At 65.0% G+C, this 20,803-nt stretch carries 20 protein-coding genes and 1 tRNA gene; 12 read left to right on the top strand and 9 right to left on the bottom strand.

The genetic code is table 11. From position 1 onward, the window contains the following. Positions 1-610: 610 nt before the first annotated feature. Positions 611-2,131 (bottom strand): cryptochrome/photolyase family protein, encoded by a 1,521-nt coding sequence (locus JJ918_RS12190; RefSeq protein ID WP_291887631.1) that lies wholly within the window; start codon positions 2,129-2,131, stop codon positions 611-613. A 79-nt stretch (positions 2,132-2,210) separates the two neighbouring features. Here JJ918_RS12190 and JJ918_RS12185 point away from each other — a divergent pair, with 79 nt between their 5' ends. Continuing rightward, a complete protein-coding gene (locus tag JJ918_RS12185; protein ID WP_291887628.1) occupies positions 2,211-2,900 on the top strand; it encodes an SDR family oxidoreductase in 690 nt (229 codons plus the stop codon). 223 nt (positions 2,901-3,123) lie between these two features. Here the strand turns inward: JJ918_RS12185 and JJ918_RS12180 are convergent. Then, positions 3,124-3,197, bottom strand: a tRNA-Cys gene (locus JJ918_RS12180). Positions 3,198-3,409: 212 nt separating this feature from the next. On the opposite strand from JJ918_RS12180, the gene JJ918_RS12175 reads away from it, so the two are divergent. The 9 genes from JJ918_RS12175 (at position 3,410) to JJ918_RS12135 (ending at position 13,380) form a co-directional block, all read left to right on the top strand. Further along, complete coding sequence (locus JJ918_RS12175; RefSeq protein WP_291887625.1) at positions 3,410-4,063, top strand: protein-L-isoaspartate O-methyltransferase; 654 nt, start codon at positions 3,410-3,412, stop codon at positions 4,061-4,063. Positions 4,064-4,304: 241 nt separating this feature from the next. After that, positions 4,305-5,714: a TolC family outer membrane protein gene (locus tag JJ918_RS12170; protein ID WP_291887623.1), complete on the top strand. Its 1,410-nt coding sequence runs from the start codon at positions 4,305-4,307 to the stop codon at positions 5,712-5,714. A gap of 95 nt (positions 5,715-5,809) precedes the next feature. Next, complete coding sequence (locus JJ918_RS12165; protein ID WP_291887621.1) at positions 5,810-6,400, top strand: DUF2497 domain-containing protein; 591 nt, start codon at positions 5,810-5,812, stop codon at positions 6,398-6,400. 317 nt (positions 6,401-6,717) lie between these two features. After that, positions 6,718-9,555, top strand: coding sequence for a valine--tRNA ligase (locus JJ918_RS12160; protein ID WP_291887618.1), 2,838 nt, complete (start codon positions 6,718-6,720; stop codon positions 9,553-9,555). Further along, positions 9,555-10,541, top strand: coding sequence for a DUF3137 domain-containing protein (locus JJ918_RS12155; RefSeq protein ID WP_291887615.1), 987 nt, complete (start codon positions 9,555-9,557; stop codon positions 10,539-10,541). Before JJ918_RS12160 ends, JJ918_RS12155 begins: the two co-directional genes overlap by 1 nt. Before the next feature lie 95 nt (positions 10,542-10,636). Continuing rightward, a complete protein-coding gene (locus JJ918_RS12150; protein WP_291887612.1) occupies positions 10,637-10,828 on the top strand; it encodes a hypothetical protein in 192 nt (63 codons plus the stop codon). Further along, complete coding sequence (locus JJ918_RS12145; protein ID WP_291887610.1) at positions 10,825-11,457, top strand: AraC family transcriptional regulator; 633 nt, start codon at positions 10,825-10,827, stop codon at positions 11,455-11,457. The genes JJ918_RS12150 and JJ918_RS12145 overlap by 4 nt, the downstream gene beginning before the upstream one ends. 137 nt (positions 11,458-11,594) lie before the next feature. Next, positions 11,595-12,590, top strand: a complete 996-nt coding sequence (locus JJ918_RS12140) for a hypothetical protein (protein WP_291887607.1) — start codon at positions 11,595-11,597, stop codon at positions 12,588-12,590. A gap of 76 nt (positions 12,591-12,666) precedes the next feature. Continuing rightward, positions 12,667-13,380, top strand: coding sequence for a hypothetical protein (locus tag JJ918_RS12135; RefSeq protein ID WP_291887605.1), 714 nt, complete (start codon positions 12,667-12,669; stop codon positions 13,378-13,380). On the opposite strand, the gene mnmH is transcribed toward JJ918_RS12135, so the two are convergent. Then, positions 13,364-14,446: a tRNA 2-selenouridine(34) synthase MnmH gene (mnmH, locus tag JJ918_RS12130; RefSeq protein ID WP_291887602.1), complete on the bottom strand. Its 1,083-nt coding sequence runs from the start codon at positions 14,444-14,446 to the stop codon at positions 13,364-13,366. The two genes, JJ918_RS12135 and mnmH, sit on opposite strands and share 17 nt — an antisense overlap. 54 nt (positions 14,447-14,500) lie before the next feature. Between mnmH and selD the strand changes: the two genes are divergently transcribed. Then, a complete protein-coding gene (selD, locus tag JJ918_RS12125) occupies positions 14,501-15,550 on the top strand; it encodes a selenide, water dikinase SelD (protein ID WP_291887599.1) in 1,050 nt (349 codons plus the stop codon). Positions 15,551-15,553: 3 nt separating this feature from the next. Here selD and JJ918_RS12120 read toward each other — a convergent pair whose 3' ends face one another. The 3 genes from JJ918_RS12120 to JJ918_RS12110 all read right to left on the bottom strand — a co-directional run bounded on the left by JJ918_RS12120 (position 15,554) and on the right by JJ918_RS12110 (position 17,709). After that, complete coding sequence (locus JJ918_RS12120; protein ID WP_291887596.1) at positions 15,554-16,390, bottom strand: DUF2145 domain-containing protein; 837 nt, start codon at positions 16,388-16,390, stop codon at positions 15,554-15,556. Next, positions 16,387-16,761, bottom strand: coding sequence for a hypothetical protein (locus JJ918_RS12115; RefSeq protein ID WP_291887594.1), 375 nt, complete (start codon positions 16,759-16,761; stop codon positions 16,387-16,389). Before JJ918_RS12115 ends, JJ918_RS12120 begins: the two co-directional genes overlap by 4 nt. 159 nt (positions 16,762-16,920) lie before the next feature. Further along, on the bottom strand, positions 16,921-17,709 hold the full coding sequence (locus tag JJ918_RS12110; protein ID WP_291887592.1) for an exodeoxyribonuclease III: 789 nt from the start codon (positions 17,707-17,709) through the stop codon (positions 16,921-16,923). 205 nt (positions 17,710-17,914) lie between these two features. Between JJ918_RS12110 and JJ918_RS12105 the strand changes: the two genes are divergently transcribed. After that, the gene (locus tag JJ918_RS12105; RefSeq protein ID WP_291887590.1) at positions 17,915-19,192 is read left to right on the top strand and encodes a M1 family aminopeptidase; all 1,278 of its coding nucleotides are present in this window, start codon (positions 17,915-17,917) and stop codon (positions 19,190-19,192) included. On the opposite strand, the gene JJ918_RS12100 is transcribed toward JJ918_RS12105, so the two are convergent. The 3 genes from JJ918_RS12100 to JJ918_RS12090 form a co-directional block, all read right to left on the bottom strand. Then, complete coding sequence (locus JJ918_RS12100; RefSeq protein ID WP_291887588.1) at positions 19,189-19,869, bottom strand: nitroreductase; 681 nt, start codon at positions 19,867-19,869, stop codon at positions 19,189-19,191. The genes JJ918_RS12105 and JJ918_RS12100 overlap by 4 nt on opposite strands. An 82-nt stretch (positions 19,870-19,951) precedes the next feature. Beyond that, positions 19,952-20,305, bottom strand: coding sequence for a DUF1428 domain-containing protein (locus JJ918_RS12095; protein ID WP_291887586.1), 354 nt, complete (start codon positions 20,303-20,305; stop codon positions 19,952-19,954). Positions 20,306-20,339: 34 nt separating this feature from the next. Then, complete coding sequence (locus JJ918_RS12090) at positions 20,340-20,771, bottom strand: VOC family protein (protein ID WP_291887584.1); 432 nt, start codon at positions 20,769-20,771, stop codon at positions 20,340-20,342. Positions 20,772-20,803 lie beyond the last annotated feature (32 nt).

Raw genomic sequence — 20,803 nt, 5'->3', positions numbered from 1 at the left:
GGTCGAGCTTTTTGCCGGTGTCCCCGCAGATGGCCACGCCGGAGCCTGATGCTGTCACCCACCAGGCGCGGACGAGCTCCGCACGCTCCCGGGCACAAGGGACTGAGCTCATGCCTCCCATCCCGGAAACCGCTGACGATCTTACGCGCAGTTGAGAGGGCGGGGATAAGTTTCCGATATCCGCTCCACAAACCGTCATCCTGACGAAGGTCAGGACCCAGATCGTAAAGGGAGATTTGGGCCAGGCGGGCTCGGATCGTACTGCGCCATCATGGGGGATAAGTGCGAGATCGCCGTCACCGCGCCCTATGAACTGGGCCCTGACTTTCGTCAGGGTGACGGTGTTTGTGGGAGCGTTCTCGCTCTGTCTTCCAACTCTCTCATTTTTCCCGGACGGAAGCCTGCGCAGGCAGGCTGCAGATCCGGGATCGACCGAAGATCGTTTCAAGCGATGAGCTTCCCGCAGATCCCGTCACTTCGCCCGGCCTTCGCCGGGCGTACGGCCGGGAAAAACCGAGGGTGTTTGGATGTTTTAGGTGATGATTGCCGCTTCAGCACGCCCTCTCCCCGGTGGGGGCAGGGGAGAGGGGGGAAGCCGCTGTAATCGCCACTAAAGCCCCTTCAGCACCACCTTCGCCCGGTCGCGACAGGCTTGGCGCTTTGTCTCGTCCATCCGGTCCCAGTTCTTGTAGACCGGGCCGAGGCGCGGATTGCCGCGCAGGCGTTCGGCATTGCGGTCGAGGAAGTCCCAGTAAAGGGCATTGAACGGGCAGGATTTCGGCCCCGTCTTGTCCTTCACATCATAGCGGCAGCCGGTGCAATAGTCCGACATGCGGTCGATATAGGCACCGCTGGCGGCATAGGGTTTGGAGCCCAGAAGACCGCCATCGGCGAATTGCGACATGCCGATCGTGTTGGGCGCCTCCACCCATTCGAAAGCGTCGATATAGACGGCAAGATACCATTCATGCAGGGCGTGCGGGTCGATGCCGGCGATCAGGGCAAATGTGCCCGTGACCATCAGGCGCTGGATGTGGTGGGCGTAGGCTTCGCGCCGGGTCTGGCCGATGGCGGCGGCCAGGCACGCCATGTCCGTTTTGCCGCTCCAGTAGAAGTCGGGCAGGGGGCGGGTGGCCTCAAGCGCATTGCGGCGGACATAGTCCGGGCCTTCGCGCCAGTAGATACCGCGCACATATTCGCGCCAGCCGATGATCTGGCGGATGAAGCCCTCGACGGCATTGAGCGGAGCCTTGCCTTCCCGCCAGGCGGTTTCAGCGCGGCGGCACACCTCGAGCGGATCGAGCAGACCGATATTGATGTAGGCCGACAGGACGGAGTGATAGAGGAAGGCCTCGCCTTTCAGCATGGCGTCCTGGTAGTCGCCGAAATCCTTCAGGGCCGTGGCAACGAAATGATCGAGCGCCTTTTCGGCATCGGCCCGGGTCACCGCGAAGCGGAAAGGGCGAAGATCGCCGAACCCGTCCGGGAAGCGCGCCTCCACCAGGGCCAGCACGTCGCGGGTGATCGCGTCGGGCTCGGTGCTGAAGGGGCGCGGCATGAAGAGGTCGCCGCTGGCGGGCTTGCGGTTCTCGCTGTCGAAATTCCAGCGCCCGCCGGCCGGCTTGCCATCCTCCATCAGAAGGCCGGTGCGCTGGCGCATCTCGCGGTAGAAATACTCCATGCGCAGCTGTTTGCGCCCGTCGGCCCAGCGGTTGAAATCCTCGTGCGAGCAGATGAAGCGGTCGTCTTCCAGGATGACGACCGGCACGCCGAAGCGCTCTTCCCAGCCCGCCATCTCCTCGCGCAGCCGCCATTCGCCGGGCTCGGTCAGGATGAGGCGCTTGTAGTCGCCCGCCGCCAGCGCATCGGCGACGGCGCTCGCCAGATCGGGGCAGGGCGGGGTCTCGTCGAAGGCGCGGTAGATCACATGCCGTCCGGCCGCGCGCAGTTCGCCGGCGAAATGGCGCATGGCGGAAAAGATGAAGGCGATCTTCTTGCGGTGATGCCAGACATACTCGGTCTCGGCTGTGACCTCGGCCATCAGGATGTCGGCATCGCCCGGCCGCAGCTGGCGCAGGCTGGGCAGGCCGGGGCTCAGCTGGTCGCCCAGAACAAGGACAAGGTCTTTCATCGTCAATCCGATCCGCTTTCACGGGGGATACGTAGGAGACGGTGAGAAGGACCAGTCGAAGAATGCGAAAGGTGCAGCCATGACGCAGACCGCGCTGATCATCGGAGCGACAGGCGGGATCGGCCGGGCGCTGGCCGATGCGCTGGAGGCAAGGGGCGACCATGAGCGCGTGGTGCGGCTGTCGCGACGCTCGGATCCGGCGGTGGATGTTTGCGACGAGGCCTCGATTGCGCGGGCTGCGGCGTGGCTGGCTGACGCGGGCGCGACGCTGCGCCTGGTGATCGATGCCACCGGCTTCCTGCATGATGAGCGGTTCCGGCCCGAGCGGGCGCTGGCCGGGATCGATCCGGATCACATGGCGAAGGCGTTTGCGATCAATGCCACCGGACCGGCCCTCCTGATGAAGCATGTCCTGCCGCTCCTGCCGCGCGAGGGCCGCAGCGTGTTCGCCACCCTGTCTGCCCGGGTCGGCTCGATCGGCGACAACCGGCTGGGCGGCTGGCACGCCTATCGCGCCTCCAAGGCCGCGTTGAACCAGCTCGTGCGCGGTGCCGCCATCGAGCTGGGCCGCAAGCGCCGCGAGGCGATCTGTGTGGCGTTGCATCCGGGCACGGTGGACACGCCGCTGTCCCGCCCCTTCGCGCGGTCAGGTCTGGACGTGCGGAAACCGGATGTGGCGGCGGCTGAGATACTGGCGGTGATTGATGCACTCACGCCGGCCGACAGCGGCGGCTTTTTCGATCACAAGGGAGAACGGGTGGCGTATTGAGGGGAGCGTGTCGCGAGCAGTCCGCCTTCGCTGAAGCTTCGGCGTGACAGCCTTCGCTCGGGTAATGTGGGGGCTTGCCTAGCCGAAGCTCGCGCTAGCGAGCGAAATCAGGTTTCAGAGCGTGTCGCTGGCAGTCCGCCTTCGCTGAAGCTTCGGCGTGACAGCCTTCGCTCGGGTAATGTGGGGGCTTGCCTAGCCGAAGCTCGCGCTAGCGAGCGAAGGCTGGAGGCACCGCCCGGAATCGAACCGGGGTACAAGGATTTGCAGTCCTCTGCGTAGCCACTCCGCCACGGTGCCGCACTTGCGAGCCGGGAGCTATAACCGGAGTGTGCGGGCGGGGCAATGGACCAGTTCACAGCGATCTGCGTTGCGCCGGTTTGCGGTGCGGATGCGGCGAATGGCCTCTCGCGCAGCAGGGCGGTTGCCGATCCCTCGCAGGGCAGGATATATCAGCGCACACATGACTGGCCGCAGGCCGATGGGACGGCAGTTCATCCAGGGAGATGCCCGTGAGCGAATTCGAACAGGCGCGCAAGCACATGGTGGACAGCCAGATCCGCCCGGCCGACGTTACCGATCGTCGCCTGATCGCAGCCTTCCTGGACACGCCGCGTCATCTCTTCGTGCCGCGGGCGCGCCGGGCCGCTGCCTATGCCGACGCCCAGGTGGCGACCAGCGAGAACCGCACGATGATGCGGCCGCGCGACCTGGCCAAGCTGATTCACGCCGCCCGGATCCAGCCGACCGAGCTGGTGCTCGATATTGCCGGCGGCCGCGGCTATTCCACCGCCATCCTGGCGCGCATGGCCGAGACGGTCGTGGGCGTGGAGAATGACGAGGACGGCCTGTCCCGTTCTGCCGGCCTCCTGTCGGACATCGGCGCCGACAATGCCGTGGTGATCGAAGGCGATCCCAAGAAAGGCGTGCCGGGCCAGGGGCCTTACGACGTGATCTTCGTCAACGGTTCGGTCGACATCGTGCCGGATGCCTGGTTCGACCAGCTCGCCGATGGCGGCCGCCTGGCCGTGATCGTGCGCAAGGGGCCGGTGGGCAAGGCGACGATCTTCACCAAGTCGGAAGCGGGTATCGGCGAGCGTATCGTGTTCGACGCCAACGCCACCGTGCTGCCCGGTTTCGAAGCCGAGCCCGGTTTCACCTTCTGATTCCGCACTGACCGGATTCCGTCGCTGCATTTCTGCATGGCCGGATTTCCCTGCCTATGAAGTCAACAGCTGATGACTTGTGCATGACGAGGGGCTAAAAGTTTGGCAAACATCGTTCACTTTGCTGGACGGGCTTCCTATATGCAGGCGACATTGCGTCGCTGGCCATCCGGCCTGCCGGCGGTATAAGGTTTTCCACGAGGGACGGGCTGGGCCGGTCCGCGCGACAAGGGGTGCGTAGATGACGCGTTCGACACAGGGACCGAAGGGGATTTTCGGGGCTGTACTGGCAGGGAGTGTCTCCCTGATTGCGATGGCCGCACCGGCCTGGGGCCAGTCGCTCGAAGACACCCTGATCATGGCATATAATTCCAATCCGACGCTGCAGGCCGAACGGGCCAATCTGCGCGCGATCGACGAAGGACGTGTCCAGGCGATGGCCGGGCGTTTGCCGACCGTCTCCGCCGACGCCTCCATCTCGCGTCAGCATGTCGAGTCCCAGAGCACCTTCGTGATCGGCGACGACCGGGTGTCGTCGAACAGCACCAGCGACGCGACCCCGAAGAACTACTCCATCACGGCCAGCCAGCTGATCTATGGCGGCGGCCAGGTGAGCGGCGCGATCGATCAGGCGACGGCCCAGATCATGGCCGGCCGCGAATCGCTGCGCTCGGTCGAGCAGACCGTGCTGGTGGACGCTGTCACCGCCTTCATGAATGTGCGCCGCGATGCCCGCGTCGTGGAGATCCGCCGCAACAACGCCGAAGTGCTCGCCCAGCACCTGCAGGCCGCGCGCGACCGTTTCGAGGTTGGCGAGATCACCCGTACCGACGTGGCCCAGGCCGAGGCGCGCCTGTCCGGCGCCCAGGCCGAACTGTCCGCCGCCCAGTCGCAGCTCGCTGTTAGCCGGGCCGCCTATGAGCGCGTCACGGGCCAGCCGCCGGCCACGCTGGAAGAACCGCCGGCGCTGCCGGGTATGCCCGACAGCCTCGCCGATGCCGCAGAGTTCGCCTACCAGTCGAGCCCGCAATTGCTGGCCGCCCAGTTCAGCGAGGAATCGGCCCGCCATGCGATCCGCATCGCCCGCTCCAACCTGCGTCCGGAAGTCACGTTGAGCGCCAGCGCTTCGGCCGCGCGTGATTCGAGCTTTTCCGGTGACGAACGTGATTCGACCTCGGTAACCGGCCGGGTTTCCATCCCGATTTTCACCGGCGGGTTGAATCGTTCGCGTGTGCGCGCGGCTGTCGCCCAGGAAGAACAGGCCCGCCACCAGGTGCGCCAGGCGCGCCGCCAGGTGACCGAGGGCGTGACCAATGCCTGGAGCAATTATGTCACCTCGCTCGCCGTGATCGAGAGCTCGCAACAGGCCGTCCGCGCCAACGAGATCGCCCTGGACGGGGTGGAGCAGGAGGCCTATGTCGGCATCCGGACCACGCTCGATGTGCTTGATGCAGAACAGGAATTGCTGAACTCGCGCCTCACCCTCGTGACGGCGGAGCGGGATTCCTACGTCGCCGGCTATCAATTGCTGCAGGCGATGGGTCTGGTCTCTGCGGAACAGCTCGGCCTGGCGGTCGATGTCTACGATCCCGCGGAACAGGATATGCGCCAGTCACGCTTTCCTAACCTTGACTTAACGCCCTGGGACTAAGCTCTTTCCGGCAGCGATGGACTGGACAGGCCGTGTCCTGGCCGGTTTATTCGCGTTAGAAGAGAATTGAACGAATTTCTTAGGGACCTGGCGTAATGGCAGAGCAAGCCGAAAACGAACCGTCGATGGAGGAAATCCTCTCCTCGATCCGCCGGATCATCAATGAGGATGACGACGACGCGCCGGCCGAGGCCGAAGCGGCGCCGGAACCGGCGGAAGACGAGCCGAACAGCCAGGACGATGTCGACGCCATGTTCGACGAGGCCGGCGATACGGGCGATGTGCTGGAGCTGACCGACAAGGTCGAGGAGCCGGACGGCGGCACCGATCCCCTGTCCATGGACGACGACCTGATGATCGTCGACCGGGAAGAGGAAGACGAGCCGGACGCCTTTGCCGAACCGGAACCCGAGCCGGAGCCGGAACCGGAAATCGATTTCGACGCCCTGGAAGACGAAGTCTCCGACGGCATCATGTCGGAACCGGCCGCCACGGCTGCGATGGGCTCCTTCCACACACTGGCGGAAAACATCCGTATCTCCGACGAGGAAGGCCGCACGCTGGAAGGCGTGGTCCGCGCGCTCCTGCGTCCGATGCTGAAGGAATGGCTCGACGCCAACCTGCCGGCCATCGTCGACGAGAAGGTCCAGGCCGAAATTGACCGCGTCTCGCGCCGCCGCCGCTAGGCGCCGGCCCAATACCGATCTGAAAAGGCGCGTCCTGCGGGGCGCGCTTTTTTCTTTTGTGGGCGTTCTTCCCATATCCAGCGCCGTCATCCCCCGGCTTGTCCGGGGGACCTCAGCTTGCCCGCCGGCCGGATTGGCGAGGTCCCCCGGATGTCCGCTTCGCGGCCCCCGTGGGATGACGGCGGTGGAGGATGGTTGGTGCAACGAAGAAACGGCGTGTGGCCCACCCATCCGCAGCTGCCGGGCTGACAATGCCGTGCGCTTGCCCGTAAAACGCTCTAAACGCGACAGGCGTGCTCAACACCAGCGGATCCACGATGGAAAAGACCTTCAACCCTGCCCAAGCCGAGGCCTCGATCTACGAAGCCTGGGAAACGTCCGGCGCCTTCCAGCCGAAAGACGATCCGAACGCGCAGCCTTTCTCGATCGTGATCCCGCCCCCCAATGTCACCGGGCGCCTGCATATCGGTCACGCGCTGAACGATACGCTGCAGGACGTGCTGGTGCGCTACAAGCGGATGCTGGGCTGTTCGGTGCTGTGGCAGCCGGGGACCGACCATGCCGGCATCGCCACGCAGATGGTGGTCGAGCGCCAGCTGGCGGCCGAGGGCAATGTGTCCCGCCGCGAGATGGGGCGCGAAGCCTTCCTCAAGCGTGTGTGGGAATGGAAGGAGGAGAGCGGCGGCCAGATCCAGCAGCAGATCCGGCGCCTGGGCGCGTCCTGCGACTGGTCTCGCGAGCGCTTCACCCTGGATGACGGCCTGTCGGAAGCCGTGCTCAAGGTGTTTATCGAGCTCTACGGGCAGGGCCTGATCTATCGCGGCAAGCGGCTGGTGAACTGGGATCCCAAGTTCGAGACCGCCATCTCCGACCTCGAAGTGGAGAATGTCGAGGTCGACGGCTTCATGTGGCACTTCAAGTATCCGCTCGCCGATGGCAAGACCTATACCTATGTCGAGAAGGATGCGGACGGGACTGTCGTGTTGGAAGAAGAGCGCGACTATATCTCTATCGCCACGACACGCCCGGAAACGATGCTGGGCGACGGCGCCGTGGCCGTGCATCCGGACGATGAGCGCTACGCATCCATCGTCGGCGCGCTGTGCGAGATCCCGGTCGGGCCGAAGGAACATCGCCGCCTGATCCCGATCATCACCGACGAATATCCCGATCCGGAATTCGGCTCGGGTGCGGTGAAGATCACCGGCGCACACGATTTCAACGATTACGAAGTCGCCAAGCGGAACAATATCCCGCTCTACCGGCTGATGGACGTGCAGGCCGCGATGCGGTCCGACGGCGCGCCCTATGCCACGTGCGCGTCTCAGGCGATGGCCATCGCCAAGGGCGGCGAGATGCCCGGTGAAGCCGAGGTCGATGCCATCAATCTCGTGCCGGAGGAGTATCGCGGTCTCGACCGGTTCGAGGCCCGCAAGCGCGTGGTCGAGGCGATCACCGCGGAAGGCCTGGCCGTCACCGTCAAGGATGACGAGGGTAATGACGTCCCGCTGGTCGAGAACAAGAAGATCCAGCAGCCCTTCGGCGACCGTTCGCATGTCGTGATCGAGCCGATGCTGACCGACCAGTGGTTCGTGAAGGCGGACGTGCTGGCGAAGGAGGCGATCGCCGCCGTCGAGGACGGGCGCACCACCTTCCATCCGAAGAATTGGGAAAAGACCTATTTCGAATGGATGCGCAACATCCAGCCCTGGTGCGTTTCGCGCCAGCTGTGGTGGGGGCATCGCATTCCGGCCTGGTATGACGAGGACGGCAATGTTTATGTCGCCGAGAGCGAAGAGGCCGCCAGCGCGCAGGCCGGCGGCAAGCCGCTGACCCAGGACGAGGACGTTCTCGACACCTGGTTCTCCTCGGCGCTGTGGCCCTTCTCCACGCTGGGCTGGCCGGAGGATACGGCCGAGCTGGAGCGCTTCTATCCGACCTCGGTCCTGGTGACGGCCTTCGACATCATCTTCTTCTGGGTCGCCCGCATGATGATGCAGGGCTTGCACTTCATGAAGGATGAAAACGGCCAGCCGCAAGTGCCCTTCAAGGACGTCTACATCCACGCCCTCGTCCGCGACGAGAAGGGCCAGAAGATGTCCAAGTCCAAGGGCAATGTGATCGACCCGCTGGAGCTGATCGACGAATACGGCGCCGACGCCGTGCGCTTCTCGCTGGCCGCCCAGGCCGGGCAGGGCCGCGATATCCGCATGTCCAAGGAACGCGTCGAGGGCTACCGGAATTTCGGCACCAAGCTGTGGAATGCCGCGCGTTTCTGCGAGATGAATGAGTGCCGCCCGGTCGCCGGTTTCGATCCGAAATCGGTCAAGCAGACGGTCAACAAGTGGATCCTGTCGGAAGCCGCCAAGGCGGTCGAGGCGATCAATGCCGGGCTCGACGGCTACCGCTTCAACGAGGCGGCGGCTGCGGCCTATAAATTCGTCTGGAATGTGTTCTGCGACTGGCATCTGGAATTCGCCAAGCCGCTGTTCAACGGCGATGACGAGGCCGCCAAAGCCGAGACCCGGGCGACGACCGCCTATGTGCTCGATCAGGCGCTGAAAATGCTCCACCCCTTCATGCCCTTCGTCACCGAGGCGCTGTGGCAGGAAACGGGCACGCGCGACACCCAGCTGATCGTCGCCGACTGGCCGGTACTGGACGGGCTCGACGATGCGGCCGCCACGGCCGAAATGGGCTGGCTGATCGATCTCATCACCGATATCCGCCGTCTGCGGGCCGAGATGAATGTCCCGGCCGGCGCCCAGGTGCCGCTGATCGCCGTCGGTGCCAGTGCCGAGACGCAGGCCCGGCTGGAACGCCATGAAGCGCTGATCAAGCGCATGGCGCGCCTGGCCGATATCGGCGTGTCCGACAGCGTGCCGCCGGCTTCGGCCCAGACCGTGCTGGGCGAGGCGACGCTGGCCCTGCCGCTGGAAGGTGTCATCGATTTCGCCGCCGAGCGCGAGCGCCTCTCCAAGGAACTCGCCAAGCTGGACGGTGAGATCGGCCGGCTTGAGAAGAAGCTGGGGAATGAGAAATTCGTCGCCAATGCGCCCGCCGACGTGGTCGCCGAACAGCGTGAGAAACTGGCGGACTATTCCACGCAGAAGGCCAAGCTGGCCGAGGCGCTGGAGCGCCTGCAGGAGGCCTGATGGACCAGCGCTGGGACGATCTGTGGACGAACACGCTCAAACCCTGGCTCGATGAGCTGGAGATCGAGCGCAAGAAGGCGCTGCGGCATCGGCTGCACTGCCTGGCGGGCGGCTTTGCCGCCGGCTTTGCGGTCGGCGGATTGCTGTATCTGTGGGCCGGCGACGGGGTGTTCTTCTTCTTCGGCCTGCTTGTCAGCACGGTGATCGGCGGAATTGCCGGCAATCAGCGTGTGGCCCGCCTGGCCAAACAGGTGAAGACCAGGCTCAACAGTGCTGTCGCCGAGGCGCTGGACCTGTCCTACATGGAAAAGCCCGCCGAGCCGGCGCGTTTCCAGACCCTGCGCGACTACGACCTGCTGCCCTCCTACAATCGCCGCCATTTCGAGGACTGTTTCTCCGGCGAGCGGCAGGGCTGCGATTTCGAACTCTACGAGGCGCATCTGGAGCAGCGCCGCCGGTCCAACAAGCGCACCTATTATGTCACCGTCTTCCGCGGTGTGATCATCCGCATCACCTTCCCGCGCAAGGTCGAGGGTGTGACCGTGATCACCCGCGACAATGGCTGGTTCAACGGCCTGGCAGCACTGGGCCGGTCGATGGGCGGGCATGATCTGAAACGGATCGGCCTCGTCGATCCCAAGTTCGAGCGCATTTTCGAGGTCTATGGCGACGACCAGGTGCTGGCGCGCTACATGCTGACCCCGTCCTTCATGGAACGCCTTTTGAAGCTGGAAGAATACCTGCGCGGCAAGCGCGTGCGCGCCATGTTCGATGCGCACAGCGGCGAGGGCGAGCTGCTGATTGCGGCCGAGACGGGCAATCTGTTCGAGATCGGCTCGATGAGCAAACCGCTTGCCGACCAGTCGCGCGTGCAGGCCCTGGTGGGCGAGCTGACCCAGGTGCTTGGCCTGATCGACCTCCTGGTCCGCCCCGCCACCGCCGGCGAGCCGAGCCTCGTGGAAGACCAGCCGGAGGCGCAAGCCTGACATCCGCCCGTGCCGTGTTTAGCGTTTAGGTGACGGAAATATTTCAAAACAACCTAAAATGGTTTAGCCTGCCCCCGCGCAACAGGGAGGGGCTCATGGCTGTCCCGCAGGAGTCTGCGTGCCGCGACCGCGGGGAGAGGGATGATTTCATCTTGCTGGTGGCCCTGGATGCCGGCTGGGCGAAGGAATTGCGTGCTCGCATTGATGCCGTTCCGGCCGGACCGGTTCTGAGCGCGGGCTGGGCCGCCGCTCATGCCCTTCTGCGCGAAAAAAAATCCATACGGTGATCACGCGCTTCCGGTCGGGGCTGACCGACCGGTCGGCGAACTTTCTCACGTTATCCCGGCAATGCCTGTCCCGTCGGGTGCCCTTGCTGGCCGTGTTTGCCGATGCCGATCACGGCAAGGCCGGCCTCTTCAGCGCCGGCTTCGCGGACTATATCAGCTATCCCTTCATCGCTCCGGAAATCGAGCGCCGGCTGGCGGCCTGCCACCGGAGACCGGCCGTTCACAAGCGGTCAGGCCTGGCAGAGCAACCCGTTGACGACTTGCGCCGGGAGACGGGTTCCGGACTGCCGCCGGAGCGTATGCAGGATCTGGTCGACCGGGCCTGCGACCGGCTGCTGGCCGATATCCGGGCCCCCCTCACGCTCGGCGAGCTGGCGCATGCGCTCGGCACGAATCGCAATTTGCTCACACACGCCTTCAACCAGGTTCTGGGCTGCTCGACCTTCCAATGGCTGCGTGGCCAGCGGCTGGCGCGTGCAGCCGAGCTATTGCGGCACACCGATCTCTCCATCCAGGCCATTGCGTTCGATGTGGGCTATGGCGAGCCGGCGAACTTCGCGACGGCGTTTCGCCGAGCCTATGGCTGCTCTCCGCGCCAGTACCGCCGGATTGTGCGTTCTTCACAATAATCCGTGACGCACGCAAAGGTTGGAGCATCGCGTTAATTCTAACCTTCGCGGGCATGCCAAGGGCTGCGTAGGGGTGGCCGTAATCAGGCGAGACGCGCTGTCGGACCGCCCCTTCTTCACGGACCAAGGAGACCAAGATGGCGACCTATTATTTTGAACGCGAGACCGGAACGCTGAATGCCGGGCGGGTGCGCGAGATCATCGTCCAGGCCGGCAAGGACACCGGTTCACCGTCGGATTACAACCCTGCGAACTACTCCTACAGCGAGGAAAGCTCGAAAAAGGTCACGGCGAAGGGGCCGGAGACGATGAAGGCGAACAAGCTGGAAAAGGCGGCGACCGAGCTGGGCTTCAAGACCACCACTGTCACCGTTGTCGAAGGGCTCGACGCCGACCGGCATCCCCTGGCGGCGTCTGCCGAGGCGCTGGCGGCGACCGATTACGGCGTCCAGATCACGATGGACCAGGCCACGGTGACAGCCCTGTCCAGTGGGAACTACTCGCTTTACGGCTTCAAGGCGGTGCAGACGACGGTCGGCGGCGGCATGCCGCTGGTCTGGTTCAAGTCGACCTCCTATGGCCTGACCACGGATGTGAACTGGCAGATCCAGTTCGAGGCCTATACCTCCCAGTCCCAGATCATTCCGGGCGGGCAGATCACCGGCCTCAACTCCTATCCGGCGACGCTGGGCCAGCAGCTGGTGGTCGACTCGCCCCAGGGCACCGGCACGATCCAGCAGGGCACACCGGGCAATATCGCGGTGATGAACCAGACCTCGAACCCGTTCACCTGCGGCATTTCCGAAGTCGTCAACGGAACGGCGGAGCCGCTGTGTGCCTTCCCGCTCTATGGTAACGGGCTGGACGCCATGGTGCCGATCGAGAAGGTGATGCTGACCTTTGCCACCAAGCAGGTGAATACCGGCACGGTGATCGAACGCGCCTACAGCCAGAGCATCCTGGTCGACCTGACCTCGGCGACCCAGCGCGCCGTGTCCTTCGATATCAACAAGGGCTGGTCGTGGGGCGGCTATGGCTGGGGCCAGGCGATCCCGGCCAATCAGAATGTCGTGCCGATCCTGATTGAGGATGGTGCGAGCTATCGCAGCGGTGCCCGCACCCTTCTCGGGTAACGACCCTGCGCGGACCGTTGCGGCTCCCCCCGCCGCAACGGTCCCGCTTGCCGATGCGCCAGGAGGAAAGCACGCGATGGCCGCTTCTGCCCCCGGACCCGTTGTCATTACACTGGACAGCGCGACCCAGACGGCGCTGACGAATGGCGGCTACGCGCTTTATGCCAGCTGCGCCGTCAAGATCGACAATGCGGCCGCCCTGCCGACGATCTGGCATGTCGAACGGGTGCTGACGCAGACGATCACGCTGGCGCTCGCGACGGATGTCGAGGCCTATACCTCGACGACGGCGATCGCTTCGGGAAAGACGATATCGGTCGGCAACAGTACGGCGATCGACCTGGGTCAGACCTGGCAGGTCGCCTCGGGTGGAAGCGGGCCGGTCAAGGAGGCCGGGCCTGCCGACAAGATGACGGTGGAGAACACGTCGAAGACCCCCTTTACCGCGGGGCTCTCGCGGTGCGTCGATGGCAATACGGATTTCACACCGGTCTTCGCGGCGCCGCTCTACGGGCTGCAGTCGAATGGTGCAGCGCCGGTATCCCAGATCGTGCTGCAATTCTCGACGGCGCGGCAGGCAGCCGGTTCTGTCATGTCACTCTCGACCGCGCGCACGCTGTCGCGCGCCCAGATCAGCGCGGGGCAATACCTGTCCGTCCAGCTGGCCGACGGCGTCTCGCGGCAGGTCGGTTTCGATATCAATACGGGCTGGAGCTGGGGCGATTATACGTGGGGCCAGGTGCTGACCAGCCAAAGCGCGGTCCTCAACGCGCTCATCCAGCCTGAATAGGCCGTGGCATTTCAGCGGCCGTCGAGACGATCCGACCGGCCGCCGCCGCGATCCCGTCCTCATCCAGGCGTGGGATTTCGATGGTGTGATCGCCGCCGCGTCGTGCCCCGCGCTTGCGGGCGCGATTATAGGCAGGGTCGTAGTGCTGCGTGATCAGTGCCCGGGCGAGGGCGTGCCAGTCGCCGGCCTGGGCGAGTGCCCGCCATTCGGCGATGCGGGTCTTGGCGTGGAAGGGTTTGAGGCCTTCGAAGGCGGCCTCCAGCTTGTCCGCATCCGCCAGCAGGTCCGGATAGGCCTCGACGAGATAACGGGCGCGTTCGTCCACCGGAACGGTGACGGTGATGCGCGGTGCGGCCTGCATCGCCTCCCACAGGCGCGGTGGAACGCGGCGGCGTCCGACCTGGCGTGACTCGGCCTCCACAAAGACGGGGCGGGACGGGTCCATACGGCGCAGCCGCTCGTGCAGACCTGTTTCGAAGGCTTTCTGGCTGGGCTGGGGCGTGCCGGCGAAATCGCCGAAGATCGAGCCGCGATGATGCGCCAGGCCTTCCAGGTCGATGACCTGTTCGCCCCCGGCCGCGAGCGCGTGCAGTAGCGCGGTCTTGCCGGTCCCCGTCTGGCCGTCGATCAGCACGACGCGCGGGGCATTGCCGGTCTCCAGCGCGGCGACGACCTTGCGCCGCCAGGTGCGGTAACCGCCTTCGACCAGCGTCACCTTCCAGCCCACCGACGCCAGTACCAGCCCCATGGATTGCGACCGCATGCCGCCGCGCCAGCAGTAGATCAGCGGTTTGAAGCCCTTGGGGCTGTCTGCCAGCGCCGTCTCCAGGTGCCGGGCGATATTGCGCGAGACCAGCGCGGCGCCCATGCGCCGCGCCTCGAAGGCGGAGACCTGGGTGTAGTGCGTGCCGACGCGGGCGCGCTCGTCATCGTCCAGGACGGGCAGGTTGATGGCGCCGGGCAGGTGATCTTCGGCAAACTCGGACGGGGAGCGCACATCGATGATGACATCGAAGCGTTCCAATTCCTCCGCCGATAGGTCATCTGTGTAGGCAAGGCGCGGCATGCGGCGTCGATCCCCTGTTCGGGGTGCAGACTAGCGAAAACGGAGCGGTTCGGGATGACGGATGACACACAGACAGTTCGGCTGACATCGCTGGCGCATGGCGGGGGCTGTGGCTGCAAGCTCGACCCGGCCGTTCTGACCGACATCCTGGGCGCACCGTCCGGCTTTCCTGTGCCGAAGGATCTGTTGGTCGACGCCGCCACGCGCGACGATGCCGCGGTCTGGCGCATTAATGACGAGACGGCCCTGGTGGCGACGACGGACTTCTTCACCCCCATTGTCGACGATCCGTTCGACTTCGGCCGCATCGCGGCGACCAATGCGCTGTCGGACGTCTATGCCATGGGCGCAACGCCGATCTTCTGCCTGGCCATTGTCGGCATGCCTGTGAACGCGCTGCCGCGCGAGACCGTGCGCCTGATCCTGGAGGGCGGCCGCTCGGTCGCCGAGGCTGCGGGCGCGCCGGTCGCCGGCGGTCATTCCATCGATGCGGCTGAGCCGATCTACGGTCTCGTGGCGCTGGGCCTTGTGCATCCCGACCGCCTGCTGGCGAATGCCCGGGCGAAGGCCGGCGATGTCCTCATCCTCGGCAAGCCCCTGGGGATCGGCATCTATTCTGCGGCGCTCAAGCGCAGCCTCCTGGCCCAAGACGCCTATGCCGAAATGATTGCCTCGACCACGCGGCTCAACACGCCGGGTGCGGCGCTGTCCGGCATGGCCGGTGTTCATGCCGCCACCGATGTCACCGGGTTCGGCCTTCTGGGGCATGTCTCGGAGATGGCACAGGGCAGCGGCCTCATAGCCCGGATCGACTGGGACCGCGTGCCGGTCTTCGATGCCGCGCGCGCGCTGGCGGGCGAAGGGATCAAGACCGGAGCATCGGGCCGCAACTGGTCTGCCGTGGCCGATGGGGTGACGCTCGCCGCGCGCCTCGGCGATGTCGAACGCGCCCTGCTGTGCGACCCGCAGACCAGTGGCGGTCTGCTGGTCTCCTGCGCTCCGGACAGCGCCGATGCCGTGCTGGAGGTCTTCCGCCAGCACGGTCATACGGATGCCACCGTGATCGGTGCGATGGAGGCAGGTGCCGGCGTCAGTGTGGACTGAGGATCACCCCGTCTCGCCTGTTCTCCCCAGGAAATCAGCACGGATTTCATAGGCCTCCGTCAGCAATCCGTAGCGCTCCATGAAGCTTGCCAGGCTGGCATAGGTCGTGGTGCGGATTGTGCCGCGATGATCGTCCAGCCGGATGCGTTCGTCGGCGAGCGGGCCAAACAGGCGGCCCAGCGGGCCCGCATCGATTCCGGCCGGCTGGAAATGCGCGCGCAGATTGGCCTTGATCTGCGCCCGGTCGGTGGTGTCCCAGGCGGCCGCCGCGACGAGGTCGAGCAGGTATTCGGTGCAGTTCTGGAAACGCAGGTCGAACGGGTTGGAGATCAGGGAATAGTCTGGCTGGTGCAGGCTGTCGCCGCCTCCGCCGGCCAGCAGCTGGACCAGCCTTGCCTGCATTTCCGGTGAGGGGATGATCACCCCGACCTCGCCTTCCACATCGCCCAGGGTGAAGTTCAGCGGCCAGTCCTGGACGAGTTCCGAGCGCCGGCGATTATCCTCCCGGTGATAGAGATTATGGACGGCATAGCCGTGAATCTGCCTGCCGTCGGCCGTCTCGAGCTGCGAATGCACCCAGATTGCGCCGTGCGTGTAGCGCACGCCGTCCGGCAGGTTTTCACGCGGCTGCCCGGCACGGAATACCAGGGCGAGACGGGCGCCGCGTGCGGCGAGGTCGCGCTCAATCTGTTTTGAAAAGCCGGCCGAGTCCTCGACGGTGAAGCGGCCCGCCGGGGCGGCTTCGGACCCGGTACCGGCATGGGCGGTGCCGGTCATTGCCATGGCCAGGGCGATCGCCCCGGCCACAGCGAGCCGCCGGGGCGGCCGGATCCGGATCACGGCTGCTTCTCCCCCTGCGGAGTATAGGGCACCGCCGGCGCGCTGTCCGGCACGATCACGGCATCGTCGACGGGCAGGGGAGCGCCGCTATCGAATGGCGCCGCGGCGATCTCCGCCGCCATCGCCAGCGACGCGTCGGCCAGTTCCGGATTGGCGGTGATGATGGCTGCTGTGCTTCCGGTTATCGCGACGACGCTGGCGGCGGTGGTCGTTACGCCGGCAGAACCGAGTGTGGCCGCGGCTTCGACGCTGCTTCCTGCGATATCGCCGGAGGCACGGGCGGCCGGGTTACCGCTGTCGGCCGACACGGCCGGAGCGGTAAGAAGGCCCATGCCGAGAACGAGCCCGGCCAGGGTGTTGGTCTTGCGCATGTCAGTCTCCTTTGCAGACGGGAATACCAACAGTGCAAGAGCGTGACAGTGGTCTGGCTTCTTGTAAATGAACAAAGTTCGTAAATAAAATTTACATGTAATATCAATTGCCTGAATGTGAATTCATTTCACGGGGCGGCCGGTCAGGCCATCTGGCGCCTACAGCGCGAAACTGCCGACGATCGGGATGTGGTCGGAGGCCTTTTCCTTGCCGCGGGTCTTTGTGTGGATATCCACGCCTTCCAGCCGGTCGGCCGCCTGGGGCGAGCACAGGAGGTGGTCGATCCGGATGCCGTGACCCTTCTGCCAGCGGCCTGCCTGGTAATCGTAGAATGTGTACTGGTGGCCGCGTCCGTCGACCTGTTCGAAGGCCTCGGTGAAGCCGAGCCATTTCAGGGCGCGGAAGGCGGCGCGCGTGTCCGGCAGGGCGAGGGCGTCGTCGGCCCACACGGCCGGATCCCAGCAATCGCTGTCACGCGGGATGCAGTTATAGTCGCCCGCCAGGATCAGCGGCTCCTCGAAGGCGAGCAGTTTTTGCGCGTGACGGCGCAGGCGCTCCATCCAGGCCAGCTTGTAATCGTATTTCGGACCCGGGGCCGGATTGCCGTTAGGCAGATAGATGGAAGCGACACGCACCGGGCCGCTCTCGGCGGCAATCACCGCTTCCAGATAGCGGGCCTGATCGTCCTCGTCATCGCCGGGCAGGCGCGGCAGGGCTTCCTCGATCGGGAATTTCGACAGGATTGCGACGCCGTTATAGGTCTTCTGGCCATGGGTCTCGACATTATAGCCGAGCGCCTCGATCTCCTCGCGCGGGAAGCCCTCGTCGATCGTCTTGATCTCCTGCAGGCAGACCACGTCGGGCGCGGCCTCCTTCAGCCAGTCCAGCACGTTCGGCAGGCGCGCCTTGATCGAATTGACGTTCCAGGAAGCAACGGTCAGGGTCATGGCAATATCGGCCCTTCTTGACGGTGTGCGGCCAGCTTAAGCCGTTTCGCCGGTGAGGAAAGCGGGGAGGACTGCGGATCATGACATCGCCCGTGGATGATGAGCGCGGCCGCGCGGCCCCGGGGGGCGGCTGGCGGGCCTGACGCGTGCATCCGATCGGTGCCGGTGCTGCATCCAGTCTTTCAGGCAAAGGACGGGGATCATCATGCATCGTATTCTGGCCGCCGGAATTCTGGCGCTCTCATTCACGCCGGCCACACTGGCACAGGCGCCCGCTGCCCGCTTCCACTATGACGGCGAGATGGTGGTCACACCGGCAAGCGGCCATGTCGCGCTCGACTGGACGATCCGCGTGGAGGAGGACGATGTCGAGGCGGTGACCTTCCTGCTCAGCCCGTCATTCCAGGACGTGCAAATCACCGGCGATGATGTCGCGGGCGTGACTGCCGGAGAACTGGAGACGTTTTCCGGTCCGGTGCCGACCTATACCGTCGCGCTGCACCCCGGAGGCAATCCGGACGGCCGGCAGATATCCATCGGGTATGCGGGCATTCTCCTGCCCGAGCCCATGGAGACGCGGATCAACACGGTGGAGGCCGGCAAGGTCGAGCTGACCGTCGACAGTTTCTGGATGCCTTTCGATGCGCGTTTCACCTCTCTCGTCACAGCCGAGATCGACATTGAACTGGCCGGCGAGGACCTGGCCGGTTGGTCTGGGGTGGGGATCGAGACGCTGGTTCCCGCCGGTGGCGGCTTCCGCCTCGAACAGACCCGCCCGGCTCTGGATGTCGCCTTCACGCTGACCTCCCGCTCCGAACGCATCGAGGCCGACGGCTATGTCATTCACGACATGCGGGCCGAGCCGGGCGCCGGTATCGATGCGGTGAGCGGCGCGCTGAGCTTTTGTACAGGCTATCTGAATACGCTGGCCGGACCGGGCGGCCCCTTGCCGCGCGCCGCCGTCACCGTGAATGACCGGTCCGAGGCGGGCTATTCGCGCGGCACGCTGATCGCGCTGACGGATATTGCGGATGAAGACCCGGTCTCGCTTTACCAGTTCATCTGCCATGAGCTGTCCCACTACTGGAGCCGCGGCAATGCGCTGACGGTCGAGAACTGGCTCAATGAAGGCATTGCCGACACGATGGCGAATATGGCGATCCGCGATGCTTTCGGCGAAGAGGCCTATGAGGCACGGCTCGAAGCGTACCGGTCCGCTGTCGAGGCCAGTCCGGACGGGAATGGCGCCGTCTGGACACCGGCAAGCCAGGAACGCCCGCCCTACGTCATTATGTACCGCAAGGCGCCGCTGGTCATGGCGCGGCTGGAAGCGCGTGTCGGGCGCGACGTGTTTGCCCGGATCATGCAGGCCTATGCGGCTGAGGCTGTCGCCACGACACCGGCGCTTCTCGAGCTTGTCGAACGGGAGGCGGGCGCCGATGCCCGCGCCGGTTTCGAGGCGATGCTGGCCGGCGAGGACTAGAACCCCTCGAACCGCGCGAACGCGTCAACGCCCGCCCGTGCCGTGCGGGTCGTGTTGATCGGCGCATCGGGATCGGCATGGCCCAGGGCGATGCCGCAGAACAGGGTGTAGTCGTCGCTTATGCCCACCGCGCCTTTCACGGCTTTGGGGAAGGCGGCCCAGAATTCCTGGCAGCATGTGGCGAGACCGGCTTCTTCGGCGGCAAGCAGGAAGGACTGGATGAACATGCCGCAATCGGACCACTGGCCGGGCTGCATGGAAGTGTGAAGCGAGACGAAGAGGCCGACCGGCGCACCGAAGAATTCGAAATTGCGGGCGAACTGCATCAGCCGGCCGGTCTTGTCCTCGCGATCGATGCCGATCGACGCATACATCGCTTCGCCGCAGGCAAAGCGGCGCGAATACCAGGGTTCTTCCAGCGGTTTGGGATAGACGCGGTATTCCAGCTCCGGCTCGCCCTTGAAGTGCTCGGCCTGGCTGGCCTTTACCGCGTCGATGACACGCTGGCGCGCCTCGCCGGCAACGACGTGAACCTGCCAGGGCTGAAGATTGCCCCCGGACGGGGCGCGGCTGGCCAGTTCGAGCAGGCTGCGGACCTGATCCTCGCTGACCGGGGTGTCAAGAAAAGCGCGTGTGGAGATGCGCTGTCTGAGCGCATCGGAAACGGAAAGCGTCATCGGGACCAACCTGATAGCTGTTTTTCCCGAGACTAGAGGTCCGGCGCGCGAACCGGAAGCCGGTCGCGCGCCGGGATCGCTATCAGGCCTCGAACACAGGCTCGAAACCGCCGAAGATCATGCGCCGGCCGTCGAAGGGCATCGGATTGGTCTCCGGGCTGAAGGCCGGGTCTTCCATCATGGCCTGGAAGGCGGTGTCTGCGGCTTCTTTCGAGGGCCAGACGATCCAGGACAAGACGACGGTCTCGTCGTCCTTCAGCTTGACGGCCATGGGAAAGGACGTGGTCTCGCCGTCCGGCACATAGTCGCCCCAGCCTTCCATGATGCTCAGGGCTCCGTGTTTCTTGAAGTGGTCGGCCGCCTGGCGGGCGTGATCCAGAAAAGCCTGCCGGTTGGCGGTCGGGACAGGGGCAACCATGCCGCTGATATAAGTCATGAATGTATTTCTCCAGGGTTGATTGAAAAGGGTGTCAGGCGTTGGCCGTTTCCTGGCCGGCCTTCATCGCGGCCTCCATGTCCATCCAGGCCAGTTCCCAGATGTGGCCGTCGGGGTCGGCAAAGCTGCGGCCGTACATGAAGCCATGGTCCTGGGGCGGGCAGGGATCGACCCGGCCGCCCGCCGTGCCCGCCTTGTCGGCGGTTTCATCGACATGGTTGCGGCTTTCACGGGACAGGCAGTTGAGCACCTGGGCCGAGGTGTGGGCATCGACGATCTTGCGATCGGTGAACTGGTTGAAGCGCGCATGTGTGAGCAACATGACACTAATGGTGTCCGAAAAGGTCATCATCGCGGCACTGCCGTCGCAGAAGCGCTCGTCCTTCACGGCACCGACGGTCTGGTAGAAGGCGATCGATTTCTCGAGATCGGTGACGGGCAGGTTGACGAAAATCATCTGCGGCATAGGGGTTTCTCCTGTGTTGGTCTTGGCGATCC

It is taken from the genome of Maricaulis sp. (assembly GCF_017642925.1).
Taxonomy (GTDB): Bacteria; Pseudomonadota; Alphaproteobacteria; order Caulobacterales; family Maricaulaceae; genus Maricaulis.
The sequence above is the reverse complement of the archived record's forward strand: the minus strand, read 5'-3'. Positions and strand labels throughout refer to the sequence as shown.

What these genes read in the sequence shown, in the direction of transcription:
- JJ918_RS12190 (WP_291887631.1), bottom strand. Translation starts at nt 2,131, where the DNA reads ATGAAAGACCTTGTCCTTGTTCTGGGCGACCAGCTGAGCCCCGGCCTG.
- JJ918_RS12185 (WP_291887628.1), top strand. Translation starts at nt 2,211, where the DNA reads ATGACGCAGACCGCGCTGATCATCGGAGCGACAGGCGGGATCGGCCGG.
- JJ918_RS12170 (WP_291887623.1), top strand. Translation starts at nt 4,305, where the DNA reads ATGACGCGTTCGACACAGGGACCGAAGGGGATTTTCGGGGCTGTACTG.
- JJ918_RS12165 (WP_291887621.1), top strand. Translation starts at nt 5,810, where the DNA reads ATGGCAGAGCAAGCCGAAAACGAACCGTCGATGGAGGAAATCCTCTCC.
- JJ918_RS12160 (WP_291887618.1), top strand. Translation starts at nt 6,718, where the DNA reads ATGGAAAAGACCTTCAACCCTGCCCAAGCCGAGGCCTCGATCTACGAA.
- JJ918_RS12155 (WP_291887615.1), top strand. Translation starts at nt 9,555, where the DNA reads ATGGACCAGCGCTGGGACGATCTGTGGACGAACACGCTCAAACCCTGG.
- JJ918_RS12150 (WP_291887612.1), top strand. Translation starts at nt 10,637, where the DNA reads ATGGCTGTCCCGCAGGAGTCTGCGTGCCGCGACCGCGGGGAGAGGGAT.
- JJ918_RS12140 (WP_291887607.1), top strand. Translation starts at nt 11,595, where the DNA reads ATGGCGACCTATTATTTTGAACGCGAGACCGGAACGCTGAATGCCGGG.
- JJ918_RS12135 (WP_291887605.1), top strand. Translation starts at nt 12,667, where the DNA reads ATGGCCGCTTCTGCCCCCGGACCCGTTGTCATTACACTGGACAGCGCG.
- mnmH (WP_291887602.1), bottom strand. Translation starts at nt 14,446, where the DNA reads ATGCCGCGCCTTGCCTACACAGATGACCTATCGGCGGAGGAATTGGAA.
- selD (WP_291887599.1), top strand. Translation starts at nt 14,501, where the DNA reads ATGACGGATGACACACAGACAGTTCGGCTGACATCGCTGGCGCATGGC.
- JJ918_RS12115 (WP_291887594.1), bottom strand. Translation starts at nt 16,761, where the DNA reads ATGCGCAAGACCAACACCCTGGCCGGGCTCGTTCTCGGCATGGGCCTT.
- JJ918_RS12110 (WP_291887592.1), bottom strand. Translation starts at nt 17,709, where the DNA reads ATGACCCTGACCGTTGCTTCCTGGAACGTCAATTCGATCAAGGCGCGC.
- JJ918_RS12105 (WP_291887590.1), top strand. Translation starts at nt 17,915, where the DNA reads ATGCATCGTATTCTGGCCGCCGGAATTCTGGCGCTCTCATTCACGCCG.
- JJ918_RS12100 (WP_291887588.1), bottom strand. Translation starts at nt 19,869, where the DNA reads ATGACGCTTTCCGTTTCCGATGCGCTCAGACAGCGCATCTCCACACGC.
- JJ918_RS12095 (WP_291887586.1), bottom strand. Translation starts at nt 20,305, where the DNA reads ATGACTTATATCAGCGGCATGGTTGCCCCTGTCCCGACCGCCAACCGG.
- JJ918_RS12090 (WP_291887584.1), bottom strand. Translation starts at nt 20,771, where the DNA reads ATGCCGCAGATGATTTTCGTCAACCTGCCCGTCACCGATCTCGAGAAA.